Here is a 17,721-nt window from a genome sequence, read left to right as displayed (position 1 = left end):
TATTCATGCGTCTGAGAAAACCCTCCAAGAGGATCGCGAGTACCGCAGCCGTCTCGGCGATCGTCGCCGCTGCGTCGCTTGCCACCGCGCCGGCCTCCGGCGCAGCCGACAGACGGACCGTGACCGCCGACGCGATCGCCACCTGGCAAACGGACGGAATCGTCTGGGCCATGGCATACGCGAACGGCGTCGTCTACGTCGGCGGCACGTTCAACCATGTCCGTCCGCCGGGCGCCGCGCCCGGCGAGCATGAGGTACGCCGTACCAACTTCGCCGCATTCGACGCGACTTCGGGCCGTCTGCTGCCCTGCGCGCCTCCCTTCACCGGCCGTGACGGAGCCACCGTTCGTGCGCTCAAGGCCTCACCCGACGGCAAAGTGCTGTACGCCGGTGGATCGTTCGGCAGGGTCGGCCGCTTCGGTGTCGCCAACGCTGCGGCGTTCAACACGGACGACTGCTCACTACGCAAGGGATTCAGGCCCACCGTCACCGCGACCGTACGCGCGATTGACGCCACGAACAGCGCCGTCTACCTCGGCGGCGACTTCCGCGTTGTCAACGGCTGGAACCGGTACCACATCGCCTCCCTGAGCCCGAGAGGCGCGTTGCTGCCGTTCTCGGTGCACCTCGATGCGCCCGTCAGGGCCATCATGGCCGACCCACGGCGCAGACAGCTCATCGTCGGCGGCGACTTCCACTGGGCGCAGCACCGGCTGTCGCATGCGCTGGTCTCGCTCGATCTTGCGACCGGCCGCCCCGTCCGCACCTATGACTGGGTGCCGTTCACCTCGCAGGTCAAGGCGATCGCCAGGGACGGTACGAACGTCTATGTCGGGGCTGAGGGAAACGGGGAGCGATGGTTCGACGGCCGCATCGCCGGCCGCCTCTCGGACAACAGGATGCTCTGGAGGGACGACTGCCTGGGGGCCACCCAAGCCCTTGTCGTTTACAAAGGGGTGCTCTACAGCGCTTCGCACGCCCACGACTGCAGCACGACCCCGGGCGGCTTCCCCGACGGCAGACGCCAGCACTTCCTGGCCCAGTCCACCGGCGACAGGTCCATCCTGCACTGGTTTCCTGACACCAACGGTGGCCTCGGTGAGCACCTGGGACCCCGTGCCATGGTGATGGCCAAGGGCATTCTGTGGGCCGGTGGTGAGTTCACCACGGTCAACGGCCAACCGCAGCAGGGCCTCACCCGCTTCCAAGCCGGCCCCGACAGGGGCGCACCGAGGGCGCCGGCACTCTCCGTGTCCAGCCAGCGGACGGGCCGGGTGACGCTCTCATGGCGCGCCACTTGGGACCGGGATGACGCGGTCCTGACGTACCGGATCTACCGCGACGGCGAATTCCTGACCTCCCACCGCCTGCGGTCCACCTTCTGGAACCGTCCGCGGATGTACTACACAGATAAGGTGGCTCCCGGTTCCCGGCACCAGTACCGGATCAGGGTCACCGACGGAACGAACGTCTCGGGGTCCCAGCGAGTCGGTGTGAGAGCTGCCTTCTGACGCAGGCTGCCGCGCCGAGTGCCGTGCCCGGCCGGCCTCGGCGCGGCAGGTCCACAGAGCAGGTCCACATATGCGTCAACTGGGCCAGGTGCCCGTCAGGTGTCGTACGCCTGCGGCCTGGCCGCGGTCCACCGCTGCCTTCACTACGGCGAAGACGGCACCTTGCAGCGCAGCTGCCGACAGCACCACCCGCCAGCTGCTCCCCTCATCGGTCGCCTTCGGAGCCTCTTTCTCGCCCCCGACCACCTTCCACACCTGCTTGAAGATGGCACCCGCCACCAGGCCGCCGAGGGCGCCGGACAGCATGCCGAGCGGCTTGCAGAGCAACTTTCCCATGATCAACTCCCCTCCAGCTCATCGGGACAGCCGGCCCGTACTGCGAAAGGGCCAAGTACCCGTTCGCGGCCCGCTGACCCGCGGGCAGTGCTCGCTCCTGGCCCCACGCCGACGAACGACGTGCCAGGGCGACGCTGCCGCGACTGGGAATCGGTCTGTTCGGGCTCGGCTTGATTGCCGGCAGCACGAGCGACTCCAGCAATCCGAGCGGGTCGAATGTGGAACCGCTCTCGGTCGGCGCCTGCGTGCACAAGGACGGAGACTGGTCGGAACAGGCACTCGATTCTCCGCCTCCGCACCATCGGCTGACGTTGCCTTCGCCTGCGGGATGCGGAGAGGCCGACCGCGGACTCGGGGCTGGGTGAAGCCGCCACCCGCCGTTGGGATGCGTGGCCGCCTCCGGGAATACTGGCAGCCATGCGTATCGACTTCGACCCTGAGCAGTGCGACCGCACCGCCTTCTACCGACTGCTCACCGCCACCGTCGTGCCCCGGCCGATCGCCTGGGTGTCCACGGTCGACCGGGAGGGCGTCACGGCCAACCTGGCCCCTGCGAAGTTCTGAGGAAAGCGGTATCGAGTCGCTGAGACGTTAGCCCGGCTCAGGCGGTGTGACAAGGATTGGGCCGTCCGCCGCCAGATCCCGATGGTTACCCGGGATGGCCGAGCACTTCGGCAAGGGACGGTCGGCGCTCATTGACCATTGGCTGCACCTGCCCGAAGCACGACGCACCACCCGGGCCGGGGGCGGCGTGCGGATACCGCGCCGCTCTTCATGGCGGCGGTCGTTTGCGCCTGGGCGTGCACCGACCTGTAGACGGCAGGGTCAACCTTCCGTAGCGCAGCACCAGGGCCAAGACCGACGGAGCCAGGTTGCGGTTCGGTGACTCTGGCAAGGCAAGCCAAGTAGAGCGGCAAGATTACACGCCATGGGGAGTCTGAGGCGCGCAGCGCGCGTGGTGGCGGCGGTGCTGGCTGTTGTCGGCGTGATCGGCTTATTCGTCGCGCTGGGATCGGTGAAGGACGGGTTCGACGTCGCTGACAAGATTTCAAGCGTGGTAGGCGCGGTCGGCGGCACGGCGTCCCTGGTGCTGTCGGGGTTTATTTGGCGGCGGACTGGGCCGGAGATGGATCCGCAGGCGGTTGCGCGCCGGTTGGCCGTGAAGGTGGCGCGGGCGGAGGAAGATGCGCTGCGGCAACTGCTGGGTGGCAGCCTAGGAGCGCTGATCGATGTCGGCTTCACCGTAACGGCCAGCGGGGCGGTGGACGTCCCGCCGGCTGTGATCGACGGTGGAACATGTGCGGACGCTGACGCCGCAGGTGGATGGAGTATGAAGAGGATCGCCCACTTTTACCGACAACTGCAGCCAGGACGTCTGGTCATCACCGGCAGCCCGGGAGCGGTCAGCGGATCGGATGCCGACCGGGACGCAGGCGTAGGCAAAACTGTGGCGGCCGTGAAACTGGCATTTGATTTGGCCCAGGGACACGTCGAGCACCCCCTGGTTCCCGTGCCGGTGCGGCTGTCCGCCCCGGCTTGGCCCGGAGGCAGCATCGACGCCTGGCTGGCCCAGCATCTGACCGACGTCCTTAGGGTGCGCCGGCGCGAGGCGGACGCCCTCGTGGCCGCCCGGCTGGTGCTGCCCGTTATCGACGGCGTTGACGAGATGGACCGCGCTCGGCGCCTTCAGGCCGACTCTCGCCCCGCGAAGCTGATGGCTGCAGTCAACGATTACGAGACCGCGCCGGTAGTCCTGACCTGCCGCCGCGCCCAGTACAAGGCGCTCAGGTCGGCAGGGGCGCAGGCCCGCACCGTCGCCGTGCTCACCCTCGGACGCGTAACCCCAGCCCAGGCCCACGACTACCTCCTCAACCGTGTGGCCCAGGACCCCCACCACCGTGCGCGCTGGCAGGCCGTGCTGAACGTCCTCGAACCGGACCCTGCCGGGAACAGCGAAGAGGGAAGAGGCTCTGCTGGGGCTGCCTCCGGCAGCAGCAGCGGAGCGACCGGGGCGCGGCCGAGGCTGCGGGGCCGCGCGCTGGCGGGGGCAGGCAGGGTCTCCCCAAGCGCGGCGAGCAGGGAAACGGTGGCCTTGCGGCGCGCACTGGACAGCCCGTGGCGCCTGACGCTGGCCGCGACGGTCTTTCAAGAGCCCAATGCCTCCGGCGGGGACCTGCGTGATCCTGCGGACATGCTCACGCTCGCCGCGGCCGGCAGCCTCGACGGCTACCTGCTGGACCACTTCATCGGCGCCGCGATTCATGCTCCCCGCCGCAGTACCGACCGGGATCATCCGGCTTTGAAGGCCGCCCGGTTGGACCCGGAGGTCACCTGGCGTCGCCTGGCCATGCTCGCCGCCCACCTCGAGGCCAACACTCCGCCCGGCCGTCGGCCGGCCCGTACGGTCGTCGGTCGCGTGTTGTCCGGCACGGACATCGCCCTAGACCAGCTATGGCCGCTGGGCGGTGTACGCCGCGTACGCCGAGTCGACCGGTTACTGACTGCCGCCGCCCCGGTCGTCGCAGCAGCCCCACTGCCAGCCCTGACCGATGCCAGCATCGCCGGCCAGGTGGGCGTACTGGTGCCGGTCGTGCCGTGGGCTGCCGTAGCGGTGGCCGGGCGCCCCTGGCCTAAGCCCGGCGACCGGATCAACCTCCGGCACCTGCGCGCACCAGCCGGATACCTACGCCTAGCGCTCGCGCTCACGCTCGGGGCCGCCGCAGGCGGGCTCATTGGCTGGTTCTTGTTCGCGCCTCATTACGGGCTCGCGGCCGGGATCGCATATGGGGTCACGGCCGGAACATTTGCTGCGCTCGTGATGGGCCTGATCAATCACGAGGACATCCGCGTCAGCGATCCCCGCGACGTGGTCCGCGCCGACCTCATCCAATGGCTCGGGTTCGGACTCGCGCTTGCGCTTGCAGACGGATTCGGGCTCGGACTTGCCCTTGGGCTGGGGTTCACAGGCGGCCTGTCAGCCGGGCTGTGTCTCGGACTTGCGCTCGCCCCCGCGTTCGGCATCATCCTCCCCGCGTTCAACATCGGGGGCGCGTTAGCGCTGCGCTACATCGCTTTCCTGTGCTGTGTGCGCGGCCAACTTCCGTGGCGGCTGGGTCGGTTCCTCCACCACTGCCAGCAACTCGGGATTCTGCGCGGTGCGGGCGACGCCTGGCAGTTCCGGCACCGCGAACTGCAACACCACCTCGCCATCCGGCCTCAGCCTCCTACCGCCCAGTGAAGAGCCGCGAATTGCGCGGAACGCGGGTGGAACGGACGGATCGCCAAGGCCCGCCGCGGCAAACTCGCCGTTCCCCTGCCCATCGGTTATGTCCGCCTGACGGACGGGCAGGTCGTCAAGGCCCCCCGACGAGCAGCTGCAAACCCTCGTACGCCTCGTATTCCTTGTTCGACGAGTTGGCCACCATCAACGCGGTGCTGCGCTTCCTGGGTTGGCCATGGCATCCAGATTGGCGTGCGAGCCCGCTGGGAAAGGGGCATCTAGAATGGCGTCGCCCGAGCCGGATCGTGATACAGAACATGCTCCGGCACTCGGCCTGTGCCAGCGTGTTCGTCTATGGACGCAGCCGCACCGACCCGTCGACATGCCCTCCGCGCGGTGGAGCCGCCCGATCTCAGCCCAGTCCTCCACACGGATCACCTCTTCCACCTGGCCCTCATGGAGCCAGACTGATCACATGATCACGGAAGGGGTCACTTTTCATCGACCGAAGGGGGGTCACGGTTCAAGGAACGGCGACAGCCTATATCAGCCTCGAACGGCACGAGCGCAGCCTGGCCAGGATCGAGGCGAACCGGGCACGCTCTTTGATTATGGGCGCGTTGCGTGACGGGCCGGCGCTGCTGGCCGGAGTGATCTGGTGCGGACACTGCAACACGCGCATGACCGTGCACTACCGCGCGGCCGCGGCGGCAAGCTGTGGCCGAAGTACGAGTGCGGCCGCCTGAAGTCCGACTACGGTGGCGAGGTGTGCCAGCAGTTCTCCGGCACCTGACGGAGCGCAACTGCGGGAGCGAATGGTGGGCGAGGATCTCGGGCGTTGGCTGGGGCTCTCCCCGCTTGCCCTGGTGTGTGAGAAGGAGGTGAGCGCGAGGCCGCTGTTTCTGGCTCTTCGCGCTTTCGCCGCGTACGCCGACCAGGCTGCCTCACCGGATTCGGCCAGCTATGGCAGGGGGCGTGGTGCCCGTGGCCGCGGCACGTCCGACCGTCACGCCCCGAGCCCGACGCCGGAGAGGGAAGGGGCGTCTTCGGCCGCACGCCCCCGCCTGGCTGGCTCCGGCTCGGCGCCCTGGGAACTGCGAGCATCAGCGCACCCCGTTGTCGGCGGCGTTTCCGAACCGGTGAGCCACACAGTCACATGGGGCTCACGGAAGAGGACTACTTCCACATGCTCGCAGGCTCGAACCGGAAGATATCCGGGCTGCGAGAGAACATGGGAGCTGGGCCAGGCCGTCGATCCGCCGTTAGCCTGCTCCGTTCCGGTGTGGATACTGGCAGCCATGCGTATCGACTTTGACCCCGACGGCATGGACCGGAACTCCTTCTACAAGCTCCTGACCTCGGTGGTCGTGCCTCGCCCCATCGCGTGGGTCTCCACGGTGGGACGAGACGGCTTTGTTCCCAACCTGGCCCCGCACTCGTTCTTCACCATCTCCTGTGTGGCACCCCCGGTCGTGCAGTTCACCTCGGTCGGCCGGAAGGACTCGCTGCGCAACATCGAGGAGACCGCCGAGTTCGTGGTGAATCTCGCGCCGCAACACCTCTTCGAGCAGATCAACGCCACGGCCACGGACTTCCCGCCCGGCGTCAGCGAGTTCGACGCGGTCGGAGTGGCCCAAGAGCCCAGCGTCCGGGTCAAGGCCCCGCGGGTGGCGGACTCCCCGGTGGCCCTCGAGTGCCGGCTGCACAGCACGGTCTGCCTCGGTGACTCCACGGTCGTCTTCGGCCGCGTCATCCACGCGGCGGTCGCCGAAGAGGTCATGGTCGACGGACATCCGGAGGTGACGAAGCTCCGGCCGCTGACCCGCCTCGGCAAGGACGAGTGGGCCACGCTCGGCGACGTACTGGAGATCTCCCGCATCCGCTACGCGGATTGGGCCGACGGGGCCGGCGGCATGACCCGCTGATGACCCTTTAGCCCTGTCGGCCCAGCCGGGAGGCCTCTCGGCTGTCGGGTTTGTCCGCCTCGGTACACGCTGCGAAGAGACGTAGCCGAGGCAAGGAGATACCCGCATGCTGATATCCCGGCGTACGAGGCTGGCCATCGCAGGGCTGGCGCTCGGCGCGCTCGCGGCCTGCTCGGGGCAGGACGCGTCGACGGGCGGAATCGCCGCTGTCCGCAAGTCCGCGCCGCCGACGGCCGCGACCGAGCGGCGCCCCTTCACTGTCGTGGCCACCGGGGACGTCATCCCGTACCCGTCGATCATCCGGCAGGCGGCCGATGACGCAGACGGCTCCGGACACGACTTCAGCCGAATACTGGCCGGGATCAAGCCCGTCGTGGCCTCCGCCGACCTGGCGATATGCCACATGGAGACGCCGTACGCCCCGCCCGAGGGCCCCTTCACCGGCTATCCGACCTTCCATTCCCCGCCCGAGGTCGCGCAGGGCCTGCGGAACACCGGCTACGACAGCTGCTCGACCGCTTCGAATCACACGTTGGACGGCGGCGCCGATGGGGTGGAACGCACCCTCGACAAGCTGGACGCCGCGGGCGTCCGGCACGCGGGCTCGGCCCGCAGCGCCGCCGAGGCCGCGCGCCCCAATCTGCTGCGCGCGGGCGGTGCACAGGTCGCCCATCTCTCGTACACCTACGGCACGAACGGCATACCCCTGCCCAAGGGGAAGCCGTGGGCGGTGAACGTCATCGACCCCAACCGGATCGTGGCCGACGCACGAGCCGCCCGCCATGCCGGTGCCGATGTGGTCCTCGTCAGTCTGCACTGGGGCACCGAGTGGCAGCAGGAGCCCGACAAGCAGCAGCTGGACGTGGCGCGGAAGCTGACCGCGGCCCGCACGGCGGGCCGCCCCGACATCGACCTGATCATCGGTACCCACAACCATGTGCCCCAGGCGTACGAGAAGGTCAATGGCACCTGGGTGGTGTACGGGCTCGGGGACCAGGTGGCGAGCTTCGTCGACGCGAAGTACCGCGGGAACGAGGGCTCGATAGGCCGCTTCACCTTTTCTCCGAGCCAGGATGGCCGTTGGACGGTCTCCAAGGCCGAGTTCCTGGTCGAGCACTCCGACAAGGGCCCGCCGTTCCGGGTGGTCACCGCTACGCAGAAACGTTTCCCCGAGGTATGGAAGCGGGTGCGCGAGGCCGTGCTGAGCCGGGGTGCGGCCAAGGATTCCCTGCGGGAGGGGCAGTGACGGAAGCACGCTGACAGGGAGGGGCGGTGCGGACTCCGGCCGTCGAGTCCGCCGCGTACGGGCTGAGCTCGCCCGCCCCGACCAGCGCGAAGATCACGATGCCGGGCAGCGCGCCGCATGGTGGCGGCCGCCGTACTCGTTCCGCGTCGCCGAGCACGACACCTACGACGACGGTCGCCGTCAGCCGCCAATGATGGCCATTGATGGTACGTATCGAGCCGCCGATCACGAAGTCGGCGGACAGCCATAAACGGCGTTGGGGGAGGATCAGGAGAAATTCGGTCTGTTCCCCGAACAGGCCCGCCCCATCGCCCAGGCGGACCGAGCGCGCACAACCCTGCTCAATGCCGTCAGCCACGATGATGAGTGCGCCTCAGCGCGCCCGCAGACGTGCGCGCTTGCGCCACGCCACCACCACCGCGGCGAGCCCAGTCACCGCGATGAAGCCCATCGCGACGAGAAACGCCGGCGAGGTGGGCGCCGAGGCACGGCTGCCCGCGACGACGTACGCCGCCGTGTTCGGCACGCTCCCCAGGGTCGTCGCCAGCAGGAACGGCAGCCAGCCCACCCGGGACACGGCAGCGCAGTAGTTGGACATGGCGAACGGCACTCCCGGAAACAGTCGCACCGCCATCATCGAACGGAATCCGTGCCGGCTCAGCTGCCGGTCGGCCGCGGCCAACCAGCGGCCGCGCAGCAGCGGGCGCAGCGCGTCCTGCCCGAGGACCCGCCCGAGGCCGAAGCAGATGCCGGCGCCCAGCACCGTACCGGCCATGGCAGCCGCCAGCCCGAACTGCGAGCCGAACAGCGCGCCCGCCGCGACGTTGAGGACCGGGCGGGGCACCATGGCGGCGGTGCACAGCCCGTACGCCACGGAGAACAGCACCACCGCCGAACCACCCGAGACATGCGGCGGCCAGCCGCCGGCCAGCAGCCGCTGCGGCTCGAAGAGGACGACGGCCGTCCCCGCCGCCGCGATCAGCGCGACAAGCAGGGCGAACCGGGCCCATGGGGACAAAAGCGCCTTGGTCCACCGGGTGGTGAGGCCGGCGGGCTGCGGTGCAGGGTCAAGCATTCGGGGAGGGTAACCGACGAAGATGACTGATCGCCGTCACCACCGGCACGGCGCCTGAACAGGTCCTGAACACAAAATCGTTGGACGGGCGGAACTCTGTGCCGCGATTATTCAGGACATGTTCCGGCACGCCTTCACCTCCGTCTCGTCCGCGGTCGCGGACGCGCTGGAGGCTGCCCCGTACGCCTCGGCAGTTGCTGCCGCCGCCTGCGACGGTGCCCGAAGCTGACCCTCCCCGGATCGTCCGGCGGACCCCACAGGGGGAGGGTCGGCCAGGCCCAGGGGTCCCGCTCCGCAACGCATCCGAGGAAGGAACCATGCCCAAGCAGGCATATGTGCGCGCCAAGCCGCACCTCAACATCGGCACCATGGGCCACGTCGACCACGGCAAGACCACGCTGACCGCCGCGATCACCAAAGTGCTCAGCGCCCGCGGCTCCGGCACCTTTGTGCCGTTCGACCGGATCGACCGGGCGCCGGAGGAGGCCGCGCACGGCATCACCATCAACATCGCGCACGTCGAGTACGAGACCGACACCCGGCACTACACGCACGTCGACATGCCGGGCCACGCCGACTACGTGAAGAACATGGTCACCTGCGCGGCGCAGCTCGACGGGGCGATTCTCGTCGTCTCGGCGCAGGACGGCGTCATGCCGCAAACCGCCGAGCACGTGCTGCTGGCCCGCCAGGTCGGCGTCGAGCACATCGTCATCGCCCTCAACAAGGCCGACGCCGCTGACCCCGACCTGACGGACCTGGTCGAGCTCGAGGTACGGGAGCTGTTGTCGGCGCATGGCTACGACGGGGACCGGGCGCCGGTCGTACGGGTCTCCGGGTTGCGCGCGCTGGACGGTGACCCGCGCTGGACGGGGGCGATCGAGGCGCTGCTCGACGCCGTCGACACGTACGTACCGATGCCGGTGCGCTCCACCGATGCGCCGTTCCTGCTCCGGGTGGAGAACGTCATACGAGTCCCGGGCCCACCGCCGACGTCCGTATGCCGGTGCCGGCTCGACGGCTGACGCACCGGCCGAGGGGCCGGCCCGGCACAATGAGACGGTGAACGAGCCGATACCGGTGACCCGGGCAGTGGACCGCGGTGACGCGAAGCTGATGCCGGACGTGGACCGGTCGCGCGCCTGGCTGCTCACCGTGGACGGTGCGCCCCAGTCATACGTCGACCTCGACGACCCCGCACATCTGGAGTTCGAGTACGCGCGGCGGCTCGCGCACGTCCTGGACACGGTCGCGCCGACCGAGCAGCCGCTGGACATCCTCCACCTCGGCGGCGGCGCGCTCACCCTGCCCCGTTATGTGACCGCCACCCGTCCCGGCTCCCGCCAGACCGTGATCGAGGCCGATCGCGGGCTGCTCGCCCTGGTCACGGAACATCTGCCGCTGCCCGCGGGCGCGGACATCACCCTGCACGGCGCTGACGCCAGGGCCTGGCTCGAACAGGCCCCGGCCGGCTCGGCCGATGTGCTGGTCGCCGACGTCTTCGGCGGCTCCCGGGTGCCCGCGCATCTGACGTCGGTGGAGTACGCCGAGGCAGCCGCGCGGGTGCTGCGTACGGCTGGCGTGTACGCGGCGAATCTCGCCGACGGCGCGCCGTTCGCCTTTCTCCGCTCCCAACTCGCCACGTTCGCCGCCGTCTTCGAGCAGCTGTGCCTGATCGTCGAGCCATCGGTGCTGCGCGGCCGCCGTTTCGGCAACACCGTGCTGGTGGCCTCGCGGGCCGGGCTGCCCGTCGACGCGCTGGCCCGCCGGAGCGCCGCCGACGCCTTCCCGGCCCGGGTCGAGTACGGACCCTCCCTCAAGGATCTCTGCGCGGGGGCCGCGCCGGTCCACGACTGCGACGCGGTGCCCTCCCCGGAGCCACCGGACGGCGCCTTCGGGATCGGCTGAGACCGGCGCCAGGGAAGAGTCGGTCCGGCCCCGCGACCTGCAAAGGTGCCGCCGACAAGCCCCTCCCCAATGAAGCTACCCGCTGGTAACGTGACCGCATGCCCGAGACTCTGCCGTCGATCGGCGAAATGCTGGCGGCCACCGTACCCATGGCCCGCACCCTGAACCTCGAGTTCACCGAGACCACCGCGGAGCGCGCCGTGGTCCGGCTCCCCGACCAGCCCGACTTCCACAACCACGTCGGCGGCCCGCACGCCGGCGCGATGTTCACGCTTGCCGAGTCCGCCAGCGGTGCGATCGTGCTCGCGGCCTTCGGCGACCAGCTGCAGCGGGCCGTGCCGCTCGCCGTCCGCGCCGAGATCGGCTACAGGAAGCTGGCCATGGGCCCGGTCACCGCCACCGCCCGGCTCGGCCGCCCGGCGGCCGAGGTCGTCGCGGAGCTCGACGCGGGCAAGCGCCCCGAGTTCCCCGTGGAGGTCGCCATCACCCGCGAGGACGGCGCCGTCACCGGCGAGATGTCGATCGTCTGGACCCTTCGCCCCAACAGCTGAGCAGGGTTTTCACCCGGATCCAGTAGGCTGCCCGGGACCGCCTGGCGGCATGAGCGTCGGGCACCAGGGGCCAGCACTCGGGGAGGAAGCGCCTTGCATGTCCAGGAGTGGCTCGAGACCGTGCCGCCGCTCAGCATCTACCTGCTGGTCGGGCTGGTCATCGGCCTGGAGAGCCTTGGCATCCCGCTTCCCGGCGAGATCATCCTCGTCAGCTCCGCGCTGCTGGCCTCCCAGAACGGCGAAATAGACCCCGTGGTGCTGGGTGCGTGCGCCAGCACGGGCGCCATCGTGGGCGACTCCATCGGCTACGCGATCGGCCGCAGGGGCGGCAGGCCGCTGCTGGCCCGGCTCGGCGCGAGGTTCCCCAAGCACTTCGGGCCGAGCCAGGTCGCGTCCGCGGAGCGGTCCTTCGAGCGGTGGGGTATGTGGGCGGTGTTCTTCGGCCGCTTCGTCGCCCTGCTGCGGATCTTCGCCGGGCCCCTGGCGGGCGTCCTGCGCATGCCGTACTGGAAGTTCGCGATCGCCAACGTGCTCGGCGGGATCGTATGGGCCGGCGGGACCACCGCCGTGATCTACGTCGTCGGTGTCGTGGCCGAGGCGTGGCTCAAGCGGTTCTCCTGGCTGGGGCTGGTCGTGGCACTGCTGGTCGGCCTCGTCTCGATGCTCGTCATGAAGAACCGCGCCAAGAAGGTCGCGGCGTCTCAGACCTCGGCGACGGAAGCCGAGGCGACGGTCTCCGTCCCGTCCGGCGACTGAACCCGCCCACGAGCACAGCCCCCCTAGCCTCGCGGTGGGCGGATGCGGACCTGCGGTGTCGTTGCCGAGGACGAGCCTCCTTGTGATCTTCACCCCAGGAAGGCCACGGACTCGCGTCTGGTCGCTTACGGTGCGGTTGGGCGCGGCAAGGGAGCGGTGAGGAGACGGCGATGGCAGAACGGGCGTTGATCGCGGGCGTGGGCGGCAAGGAACCGAAGATCGATCCGGCGGCGTTCACCGCACCGACCTCGGTCGTGCTCGGTGACGTCACGATGGCTCCGGGCGCCAGTGTCTGGTACCAGACGGTGCTGCGAGCCGACGGCGGTCCGATCGTCATCGGCGCCGACAGCAACGTTCAAGACAATTGCACCGTACATGTCGACCCGGGTTTCCCGGTCACCGTCGGCGAGCGGGTGTCCGTGGGACACAACGCCGTCCTGCACGGGTGCACCGTCGAGGATGAGGTCCTGATCGGCATGGGCGCTACGGTCCTCAACGGAGCGCTGATCGGCAAGGGGTCGCTGGTCGCGGCACAGGCTCTCGTCCCGCAGGGCATGCGGGTGCCGCCCGGCTCTCTGGTGGCCGGAGTCCCCGCCAAGGTCAAGCGCGAACTCACCCACGAGGAGCGCGAGCACATCCAGCTCAATGCGGCGGTCTACCTGGGTCTGGCGAAGGCACACCGCGAGGCCCTGGACGGCTGACGAGCCCCTTGGTTCCGGCTACATGAGCCGGTCGGCGTGCCGCTCGATGATCCGCTCCACGGCGAACGTCAGCTCCCGGGAGCGGGCTTCGGCCAGCGTGAGCCAGACCGGGGCAGTCCCTTCCTCGTTCACGGTCACCTTCCCGTGGCCCGCTTCCCGGTGGTCGCCGACCGGCAGCAGAAAGGCGTGCCAGCGGTGGGCGTCAGACCCTCTCCTGCAGGTGTCTCCCTTGAGATGTTCATCGGCGACAAGATGGAGGGCGGTGTGGTCGCCGAGCACCCCGACCTCCTCCCACAGCTCCCTTGCAGCCGCGCTCCGTGCGTCTTCGCCGCGTTCGACGTGGCCCGCCGGTACGGTCAGGAAGTAGGGGTAGGACGTCCGCTGGAAGAAGAGGAATCGTCCTCGCCGGTCTCGTACGAACACCCCCGCGCTCTCGTGCCAGTACTCACCTTCCGCGTCCGTCCACCAGGAGATGCGCGGGTCGATGACCAGGGCTCGTTCGGCCTGGCGGCCGCAAGAACGGCACGTGCACTTCCGCTTCCCGTCCACGATGATCCACTCGACTGCCTCCGCATGGCAGTGCAGGCAGTACTCGTGACAGGCGTCGTCGTCTGACGAGAGGAAGTCGATTCTCATCGGGGCCCCTTGGGTCGAAGTGCTGTCAGCGGGAGTTGGCACCGGGCAGGAGTCGGTCGGCAAGGCACTTGTCAGCGCTGCGAACCGTCGGCGCCGCCGGCACGCTGTCTCTGCGGCCGAGTTGGCGATGCCTGCGTGCGCCCTGTCGTATGCGCCGATAGCGCCGCCGCGCGTGCGGCCTTGACCCCAGTGTCGCGTGTGCGACGGGTACCGCGGGCGAGGAGCAGCAGCAGGACGGTGCCGAGCCCCGCGAAGACCAACGTCTCGGCGCCGACGGCCCCCCACCCCGCAGCGGCGATACCGCCACCGAAGAGCGGAGGTCCCATGAGCATTCCCAGGCTGCCGAGTTGGGCGAGGATCCCGTTCGCCACATCCACGTCCTGCGGACGGGAGACGACGCCCGGGACGGCTGCGAACACCGCTGAGATGAGTAGTCCGTTGACCAGGAGCACGACGGTGGCGGCGCCGACGCTCGCACCGAATGGGACGTCCGTCGAGAAGGCGGGGAAGGCGGCCAGTGGCATCAGCACTCCCAGTGGTACGAGCACGAGGAGCGCGGTCCCGCGTCGCAGCAGCCAACTGGCAAGGAGACCCCCGACCGCGCTGGCCAGGCATACGACGGCCACGGCGGAACCTGCCACCGCCGATGTCACCTGTCGGCGCTCGGTCAGGAAGACGGGGAGCAGGGTCACCGCCGCCACACTGACCAGGGCCATACAACCGTACGAACTGGCCAGCATCAGCGCCTGGTTCCAGCTGCGGAGCGATCGCTGCCGGGAGCTGATCCCCGCCGGCCTCGGCAACTCCGGCAGGGTGAGGACGAGAAGGCCGGCCATCACGGCCGGACCGAGTGCTGTGAGGCCGAGCCACTGTTTCCATGTCCACTCGTCGGCCAGGGCGCCGCCCACGGCCGCGGCGATGGCGAGTCCGGTGGGAACGCACGTGCCCCAGAGCGCGAGTGCCGCCGCACGGATGCCGCCCTCGGTCAGCCGGGCGAGAACGATCGGGCCTGCGACGAGGACCAGGAGATAGCCGGCGCCCTCAACGATGCGTGACGCCAGCAGCATGCCCCAGGAGCCGACCAGCGCGCTGGCTGCGGCTGCCGCCGACATGATGAAGAGGCCCAGGGGAAGTGCACGCCCGGCGCCGAATCGGCTGATCCACCACCCCGCCGGGACGCCGAGCACGGCGCTCACGGCGGTGATGCTCGAGGTGGCCCATGCCACGGCGCTGAGGGACAGGCCCAGCTCTGCTCGTAGAGCAGGGCTCACCGGGGAGACCGCACCCAGGCCCACCGCCGCCAGTACGCCGGCCAGCCATATCGTGATCACATGCCGCCAGGGTGCATGCGAGGTCCGTCGGTGAGCGCCTCGTTTCCTGTGCAGCACGGGTTCTCCCGGTGGTGGAGCATGTCCGCCGCGGCGAAAGGGCACGGCGGACGGTCCGGCGCCGCGTGGCGGGAGTGCCCTCGGCACCGCCCGCCACGCGTCACCGGATCAGTCGTCCAGGCCGTACTTGGCCAGCAGCTCTTGGCGGCCGGTCACGTAGGAGGTGTCGGTGACCGCGGTCTGGTCCGACGGGCCGCGGCTGCACATACACATGTGGCGGCTCTGGGAGGTCACGCGGACAGCCTGGGCACCGCCGGAGGACATGATCTCCTCGGCGATCTCCTTGACGAGGTACTCCTGGATCTGGAAGCGCCGGCTGTAGGCCTGCACCAGGCGGGGGAACTTCCCCAGTCCGAGGATCCGGTCCCCCGGCACGTAGGAGATGTGGACCTTCCCGAAGAACGGGAGGAAGTGGTGTGCGCAGATCGAGAAGAAGTTGTTGTCGTGCACGCGCACCACACCGGTGTGCTCGCCGTCCACCTTGCACGTGGTCTTGAGGACCGTCGAGGTGTCGATTTCGTAGCCGCTCAGCAGCTCGCGATAGGCACGGACGATCCGGTCCTCGCACTCTGGGCCGCTGAACCACGTCAGCGCCCTCTCGTCGGTGGTCACATTTGTTTTGAGCCATTCTTCGATGGTCACCTGGAAGCCTCCAATCCGCTCTTGCCGAGGAACTGGAAGTACCCGGCAGAGTTATTTCACTATCCACCCTGTGGCATTCGTTGACCAGTTGCCGAATTGGCTGACACCCATTCAGGCTAATGGACAGTTAATCCGTTGATCTCTCAAACAAATGCTGCCCCAGGTCGGCATTTCGGCAAGGTCGGCGATGTGCTGCTGCGGGTCGCCCATCCGGGTGGCGGTGCCCGTGCGATGCCTTTTTGCGGGGGCCTGGGTGAGCGGGGAGTGAGGGAGAGTTTTGGGGCCGGTGCCGAGAGCCCTCGTGGTCGGCTTCCTCGCTTCGGGTGGTGGCCGTGGCGTCGGGTATTCGTTGCCCCTGCCGACTGAGGGGCCGGGGGAAATCCGTAAACGTGAGCTGAAGGGGATTGGGGGGTGGGGGTTGTTTTCTGCGTCTGGTGTGATGCTGATCCGTTCCGGTGTGTGAAGGCGTTGGCCGATGGCGTTGTGCGGCCTTGACGGCTATTGAAGGCCGGTGAAATTCCAAATAGCCTTTGTTTGAAGGGAATTGGGGACGCAGACCGTGTCGGACGGTGTGGTCGATTCGGTTGCCCTCAGTCGCGGTGCACGCGGCGTGATGAGGGTGCGGTCTCTTCGTACGGCGCCGCCTTGTACCAGATGCGGACGCCCGCCGCGAGCGAGAGCTCGACGCCCGCGATGCCCGCGGGCATTCCGAATGTGCGCCACAAGCTGGGCGCTGCCACGCCGTGGGCCTGGGCTCGCTGCTGTCCGCAGAGGCGGAATCTCTGCGGGGAGGACGAGCCGGAGGTAAGAACCGCCATCCGGGTCGATCTTCGGTTCCTGTGGCGGCGGTCGCAGTGCGCGGCGCTCTCGCCCCGCTCGATCGCTTCCGTGCCCCATTGCGGGGCCTTCGCCGCACGGCCGTGGTGGGGCGAAGATCACAGCTCAGGGCGCTGATGGCCGGCGCCGGGGCTGAGTACGGTGTACGGGTGCCGAAAAACCGGAACACGTTCTCATCTCCCGGTGCAGGGCCGCGCGGCATCGGAGGCCGCGTGCGGGCCTGGCGCCGCCGTGCCGTCACGCGCGCGGTGCACCGCGGCTGGCGGTGGATGCAGAACGCCGGCGCGGTGACCGCCGAGCGCCCCGGCGCACACCGGTTCGGCCGGATAGGACCCGGCACCCGTCTCGCCTTCCCGCAGGGCACGGTCTTCGGTGAGCCGTGGATCCACCTCGGCGACCACTGCATCATCGGCGAACAGGTCACGCTGACGGCCGGCATGATGCCCGGCCTCGACCTGGGCCCCGGCCCGATCCTGCGGCTCGGCAACGGTGTCGTGCTCGGCCGGGGCAGCCACGTCGTGGCCTCCCAGCCGGTCGTCTTCGGCGACGACGTCTTCTGCGGCCCGTACGTCTACGTCACCAGCGACAACCACTCCTACGACGATCCCGAGCAGCCCGTCGGCCGGCAGTGGCCCCGTACCGCACCCGTGGAGATCGGCGCGGGAAGCTGGCTCGGGGCCGGGGCGGTGATCCTTCCCGGTGCGCGCCTCGGCCGCAATGTGGTGGTCGCGGCGGGCGCGGTCGTACGGGGTGAGGTGCCCGACCACGCCGTGGTCGCGGGCGCGCCCGCGCGGATCGTCCGGCGCTGGGATCCGCAGGAGGGGTGGCAGCCGCCGCTGCGTACGCCGCCGCCAGTGCCCATACCGGAAGGCACCACCTCCGAGCAGCTGGTGGCGCTCGCGGAGTTGGCGGCGCAGGCGGGCAGGGGCCGGCTCCCTCGACGTGCCGGCCGACCGCTGGGTTCAGACGCGCGGTGACGCCCGCCTGTC

General features: G+C 69.3%; 16 protein-coding genes and 2 pseudogenes. 12 read left to right on the top strand and 6 right to left on the bottom strand.

Going from position 1 to position 17,721, the window contains the following annotated elements:
- The first annotated feature begins 5 nt into the window (after nucleotides 1-5).
- Entirely contained in the window at nucleotides 6-1,511 is a 1,506-nt protein-coding gene (locus ACY34J_RS03860) for a fibronectin type III domain-containing protein (RefSeq protein WP_462725038.1), read from the top strand.
- A gap of 75 nt (nucleotides 1,512-1,586) precedes the next feature.
- Here the strand turns inward: ACY34J_RS03860 and ACY34J_RS03855 are convergent, their stop codons facing one another.
- A complete protein-coding gene (locus ACY34J_RS03855; RefSeq protein ID WP_462725037.1) occupies nucleotides 1,587-1,847 on the bottom strand; it encodes a DUF4235 domain-containing protein in 261 nt (86 codons plus the stop codon).
- Nucleotides 1,848-2,264: 417 nt separating this feature from the next.
- On the opposite strand from ACY34J_RS03855, the pseudogene ACY34J_RS03850 reads away from it, so the two are divergent.
- The 5 genes and pseudogenes from ACY34J_RS03850 to ACY34J_RS03830 form a co-directional block, all read left to right on the top strand.
- A pseudogene (locus tag ACY34J_RS03850) lies at nucleotides 2,265-2,408 on the top strand (flavin reductase family protein); the annotation flags it as partial.
- Between the two features lie 394 nt (nucleotides 2,409-2,802).
- Nucleotides 2,803-5,085 (top strand): NACHT domain-containing protein, encoded by a 2,283-nt coding sequence (locus ACY34J_RS03845; protein WP_462725036.1) that lies wholly within the window; start codon nucleotides 2,803-2,805, stop codon nucleotides 5,083-5,085.
- A 640-nt stretch (nucleotides 5,086-5,725) separates the two neighbouring features.
- Nucleotides 5,726-5,860, top strand: a complete 135-nt coding sequence (locus tag ACY34J_RS03840) for a hypothetical protein (RefSeq protein ID WP_462725035.1) — start codon at nucleotides 5,726-5,728, stop codon at nucleotides 5,858-5,860.
- Between the two features lie 505 nt (nucleotides 5,861-6,365).
- A complete protein-coding gene (locus tag ACY34J_RS03835; protein ID WP_462725034.1) occupies nucleotides 6,366-6,992 on the top strand; it encodes a flavin reductase family protein in 627 nt (208 codons plus the stop codon).
- A 106-nt stretch (nucleotides 6,993-7,098) separates the two neighbouring features.
- Nucleotides 7,099-8,238 (top strand): CapA family protein, encoded by a 1,140-nt coding sequence (locus tag ACY34J_RS03830; RefSeq protein ID WP_462725033.1) that lies wholly within the window; start codon nucleotides 7,099-7,101, stop codon nucleotides 8,236-8,238.
- A gap of 373 nt (nucleotides 8,239-8,611) precedes the next feature.
- On the opposite strand, the gene ACY34J_RS03825 is transcribed toward ACY34J_RS03830, so the two are convergent.
- On the bottom strand, nucleotides 8,612-9,313 hold the full coding sequence (locus ACY34J_RS03825; protein WP_462725032.1) for a TVP38/TMEM64 family protein: 702 nt from the start codon (nucleotides 9,311-9,313) through the stop codon (nucleotides 8,612-8,614).
- Nucleotides 9,314-9,630: 317 nt separating this feature from the next.
- Between ACY34J_RS03825 and ACY34J_RS03820 the strand changes: the two are divergent.
- From ACY34J_RS03820 to ACY34J_RS03800, 5 genes and pseudogenes are all read left to right on the top strand, one after another.
- Nucleotides 9,631-10,296, top strand: a pseudogene (locus ACY34J_RS03820) (GTP-binding protein); the annotation flags it as partial.
- A 79-nt stretch (nucleotides 10,297-10,375) separates the two neighbouring features.
- Entirely contained in the window at nucleotides 10,376-11,221 is an 846-nt protein-coding gene (locus ACY34J_RS03815) for a spermidine synthase (RefSeq protein WP_462725031.1), read from the top strand.
- A gap of 98 nt (nucleotides 11,222-11,319) precedes the next feature.
- Nucleotides 11,320-11,772 (top strand): DUF4442 domain-containing protein, encoded by a 453-nt coding sequence (locus ACY34J_RS03810; protein WP_462725030.1) that lies wholly within the window; start codon nucleotides 11,320-11,322, stop codon nucleotides 11,770-11,772.
- A gap of 93 nt (nucleotides 11,773-11,865) precedes the next feature.
- Nucleotides 11,866-12,528, top strand: coding sequence for a DedA family protein (locus ACY34J_RS03805; RefSeq protein WP_462725029.1), 663 nt, complete (start codon nucleotides 11,866-11,868; stop codon nucleotides 12,526-12,528).
- A 170-nt stretch (nucleotides 12,529-12,698) separates the two neighbouring features.
- The gene (locus tag ACY34J_RS03800; RefSeq protein ID WP_462725028.1) at nucleotides 12,699-13,229 is read left to right on the top strand and encodes a gamma carbonic anhydrase family protein; all 531 of its coding nucleotides are present in this window, start codon (nucleotides 12,699-12,701) and stop codon (nucleotides 13,227-13,229) included.
- An 18-nt stretch (nucleotides 13,230-13,247) separates the two neighbouring features.
- Here the strand turns inward: ACY34J_RS03800 and ACY34J_RS03795 are convergent, their stop codons facing one another.
- The 4 genes from ACY34J_RS03795 to ACY34J_RS03780 form a co-directional block, all read right to left on the bottom strand.
- The gene (locus ACY34J_RS03795) at nucleotides 13,248-13,865 is read right to left on the bottom strand and encodes an NUDIX hydrolase (RefSeq protein ID WP_462725027.1); all 618 of its coding nucleotides are present in this window, start codon (nucleotides 13,863-13,865) and stop codon (nucleotides 13,248-13,250) included.
- A 71-nt stretch (nucleotides 13,866-13,936) separates the two neighbouring features.
- Nucleotides 13,937-15,196 carry an MFS transporter gene (locus ACY34J_RS03790; protein WP_462725026.1) on the bottom strand — a complete coding sequence of 420 codons (1,260 nt, stop codon included), beginning with the start codon at nucleotides 15,194-15,196 and terminating at the stop codon, nucleotides 13,937-13,939.
- A gap of 165 nt (nucleotides 15,197-15,361) precedes the next feature.
- The gene (gene folE / locus ACY34J_RS03785) at nucleotides 15,362-15,895 is read right to left on the bottom strand and encodes a GTP cyclohydrolase I (RefSeq protein ID WP_462725025.1); all 534 of its coding nucleotides are present in this window, start codon (nucleotides 15,893-15,895) and stop codon (nucleotides 15,362-15,364) included.
- 590 nt (nucleotides 15,896-16,485) lie between these two features.
- Entirely contained in the window at nucleotides 16,486-16,635 is a 150-nt protein-coding gene (locus ACY34J_RS03780; protein ID WP_462761935.1) for a hypothetical protein, read from the bottom strand.
- A gap of 213 nt (nucleotides 16,636-16,848) precedes the next feature.
- Between ACY34J_RS03780 and ACY34J_RS03775 the strand changes: the two genes are divergently transcribed.
- Nucleotides 16,849-17,709 (top strand): acyltransferase, encoded by an 861-nt coding sequence (locus ACY34J_RS03775; RefSeq protein ID WP_462725071.1) that lies wholly within the window; start codon nucleotides 16,849-16,851, stop codon nucleotides 17,707-17,709.
- Nucleotides 17,710-17,721: the final 12 nt, after the last annotated feature.

It is taken from the genome of Streptomyces sp. HSS9-12 (assembly GCF_054963655.1).
Note: the sequence above shows the minus strand (reverse complement) of the source record. Positions and strands in the feature narration are given on the sequence as shown.

Excerpts from the sequence above, each read along its gene's own strand:
- ACY34J_RS03825 (WP_462725032.1), bottom strand. The coding sequence starts at position 9,313 with ATGCTTGACCCTGCACCGCAGCCCGCCGGCCTCACCACCCGGTGGACC.
- ACY34J_RS03860 (WP_462725038.1), top strand. The coding sequence starts at position 6 with ATGCGTCTGAGAAAACCCTCCAAGAGGATCGCGAGTACCGCAGCCGTC.
- ACY34J_RS03830 (WP_462725033.1), top strand. The coding sequence starts at position 7,099 with ATGCTGATATCCCGGCGTACGAGGCTGGCCATCGCAGGGCTGGCGCTC.
- ACY34J_RS03855 (WP_462725037.1), bottom strand. The coding sequence starts at position 1,847 with ATGGGAAAGTTGCTCTGCAAGCCGCTCGGCATGCTGTCCGGCGCCCTC.
- ACY34J_RS03800 (WP_462725028.1), top strand. The coding sequence starts at position 12,699 with ATGGCAGAACGGGCGTTGATCGCGGGCGTGGGCGGCAAGGAACCGAAG.
- ACY34J_RS03795 (WP_462725027.1), bottom strand. The coding sequence starts at position 13,865 with ATGAGAATCGACTTCCTCTCGTCAGACGACGACGCCTGTCACGAGTAC.
- ACY34J_RS03835 (WP_462725034.1), top strand. The coding sequence starts at position 6,366 with ATGCGTATCGACTTTGACCCCGACGGCATGGACCGGAACTCCTTCTAC.
- ACY34J_RS03810 (WP_462725030.1), top strand. The coding sequence starts at position 11,320 with ATGCCCGAGACTCTGCCGTCGATCGGCGAAATGCTGGCGGCCACCGTA.
- ACY34J_RS03775 (WP_462725071.1), top strand. The coding sequence starts at position 16,849 with ATGGCCGGCGCCGGGGCTGAGTACGGTGTACGGGTGCCGAAAAACCGG.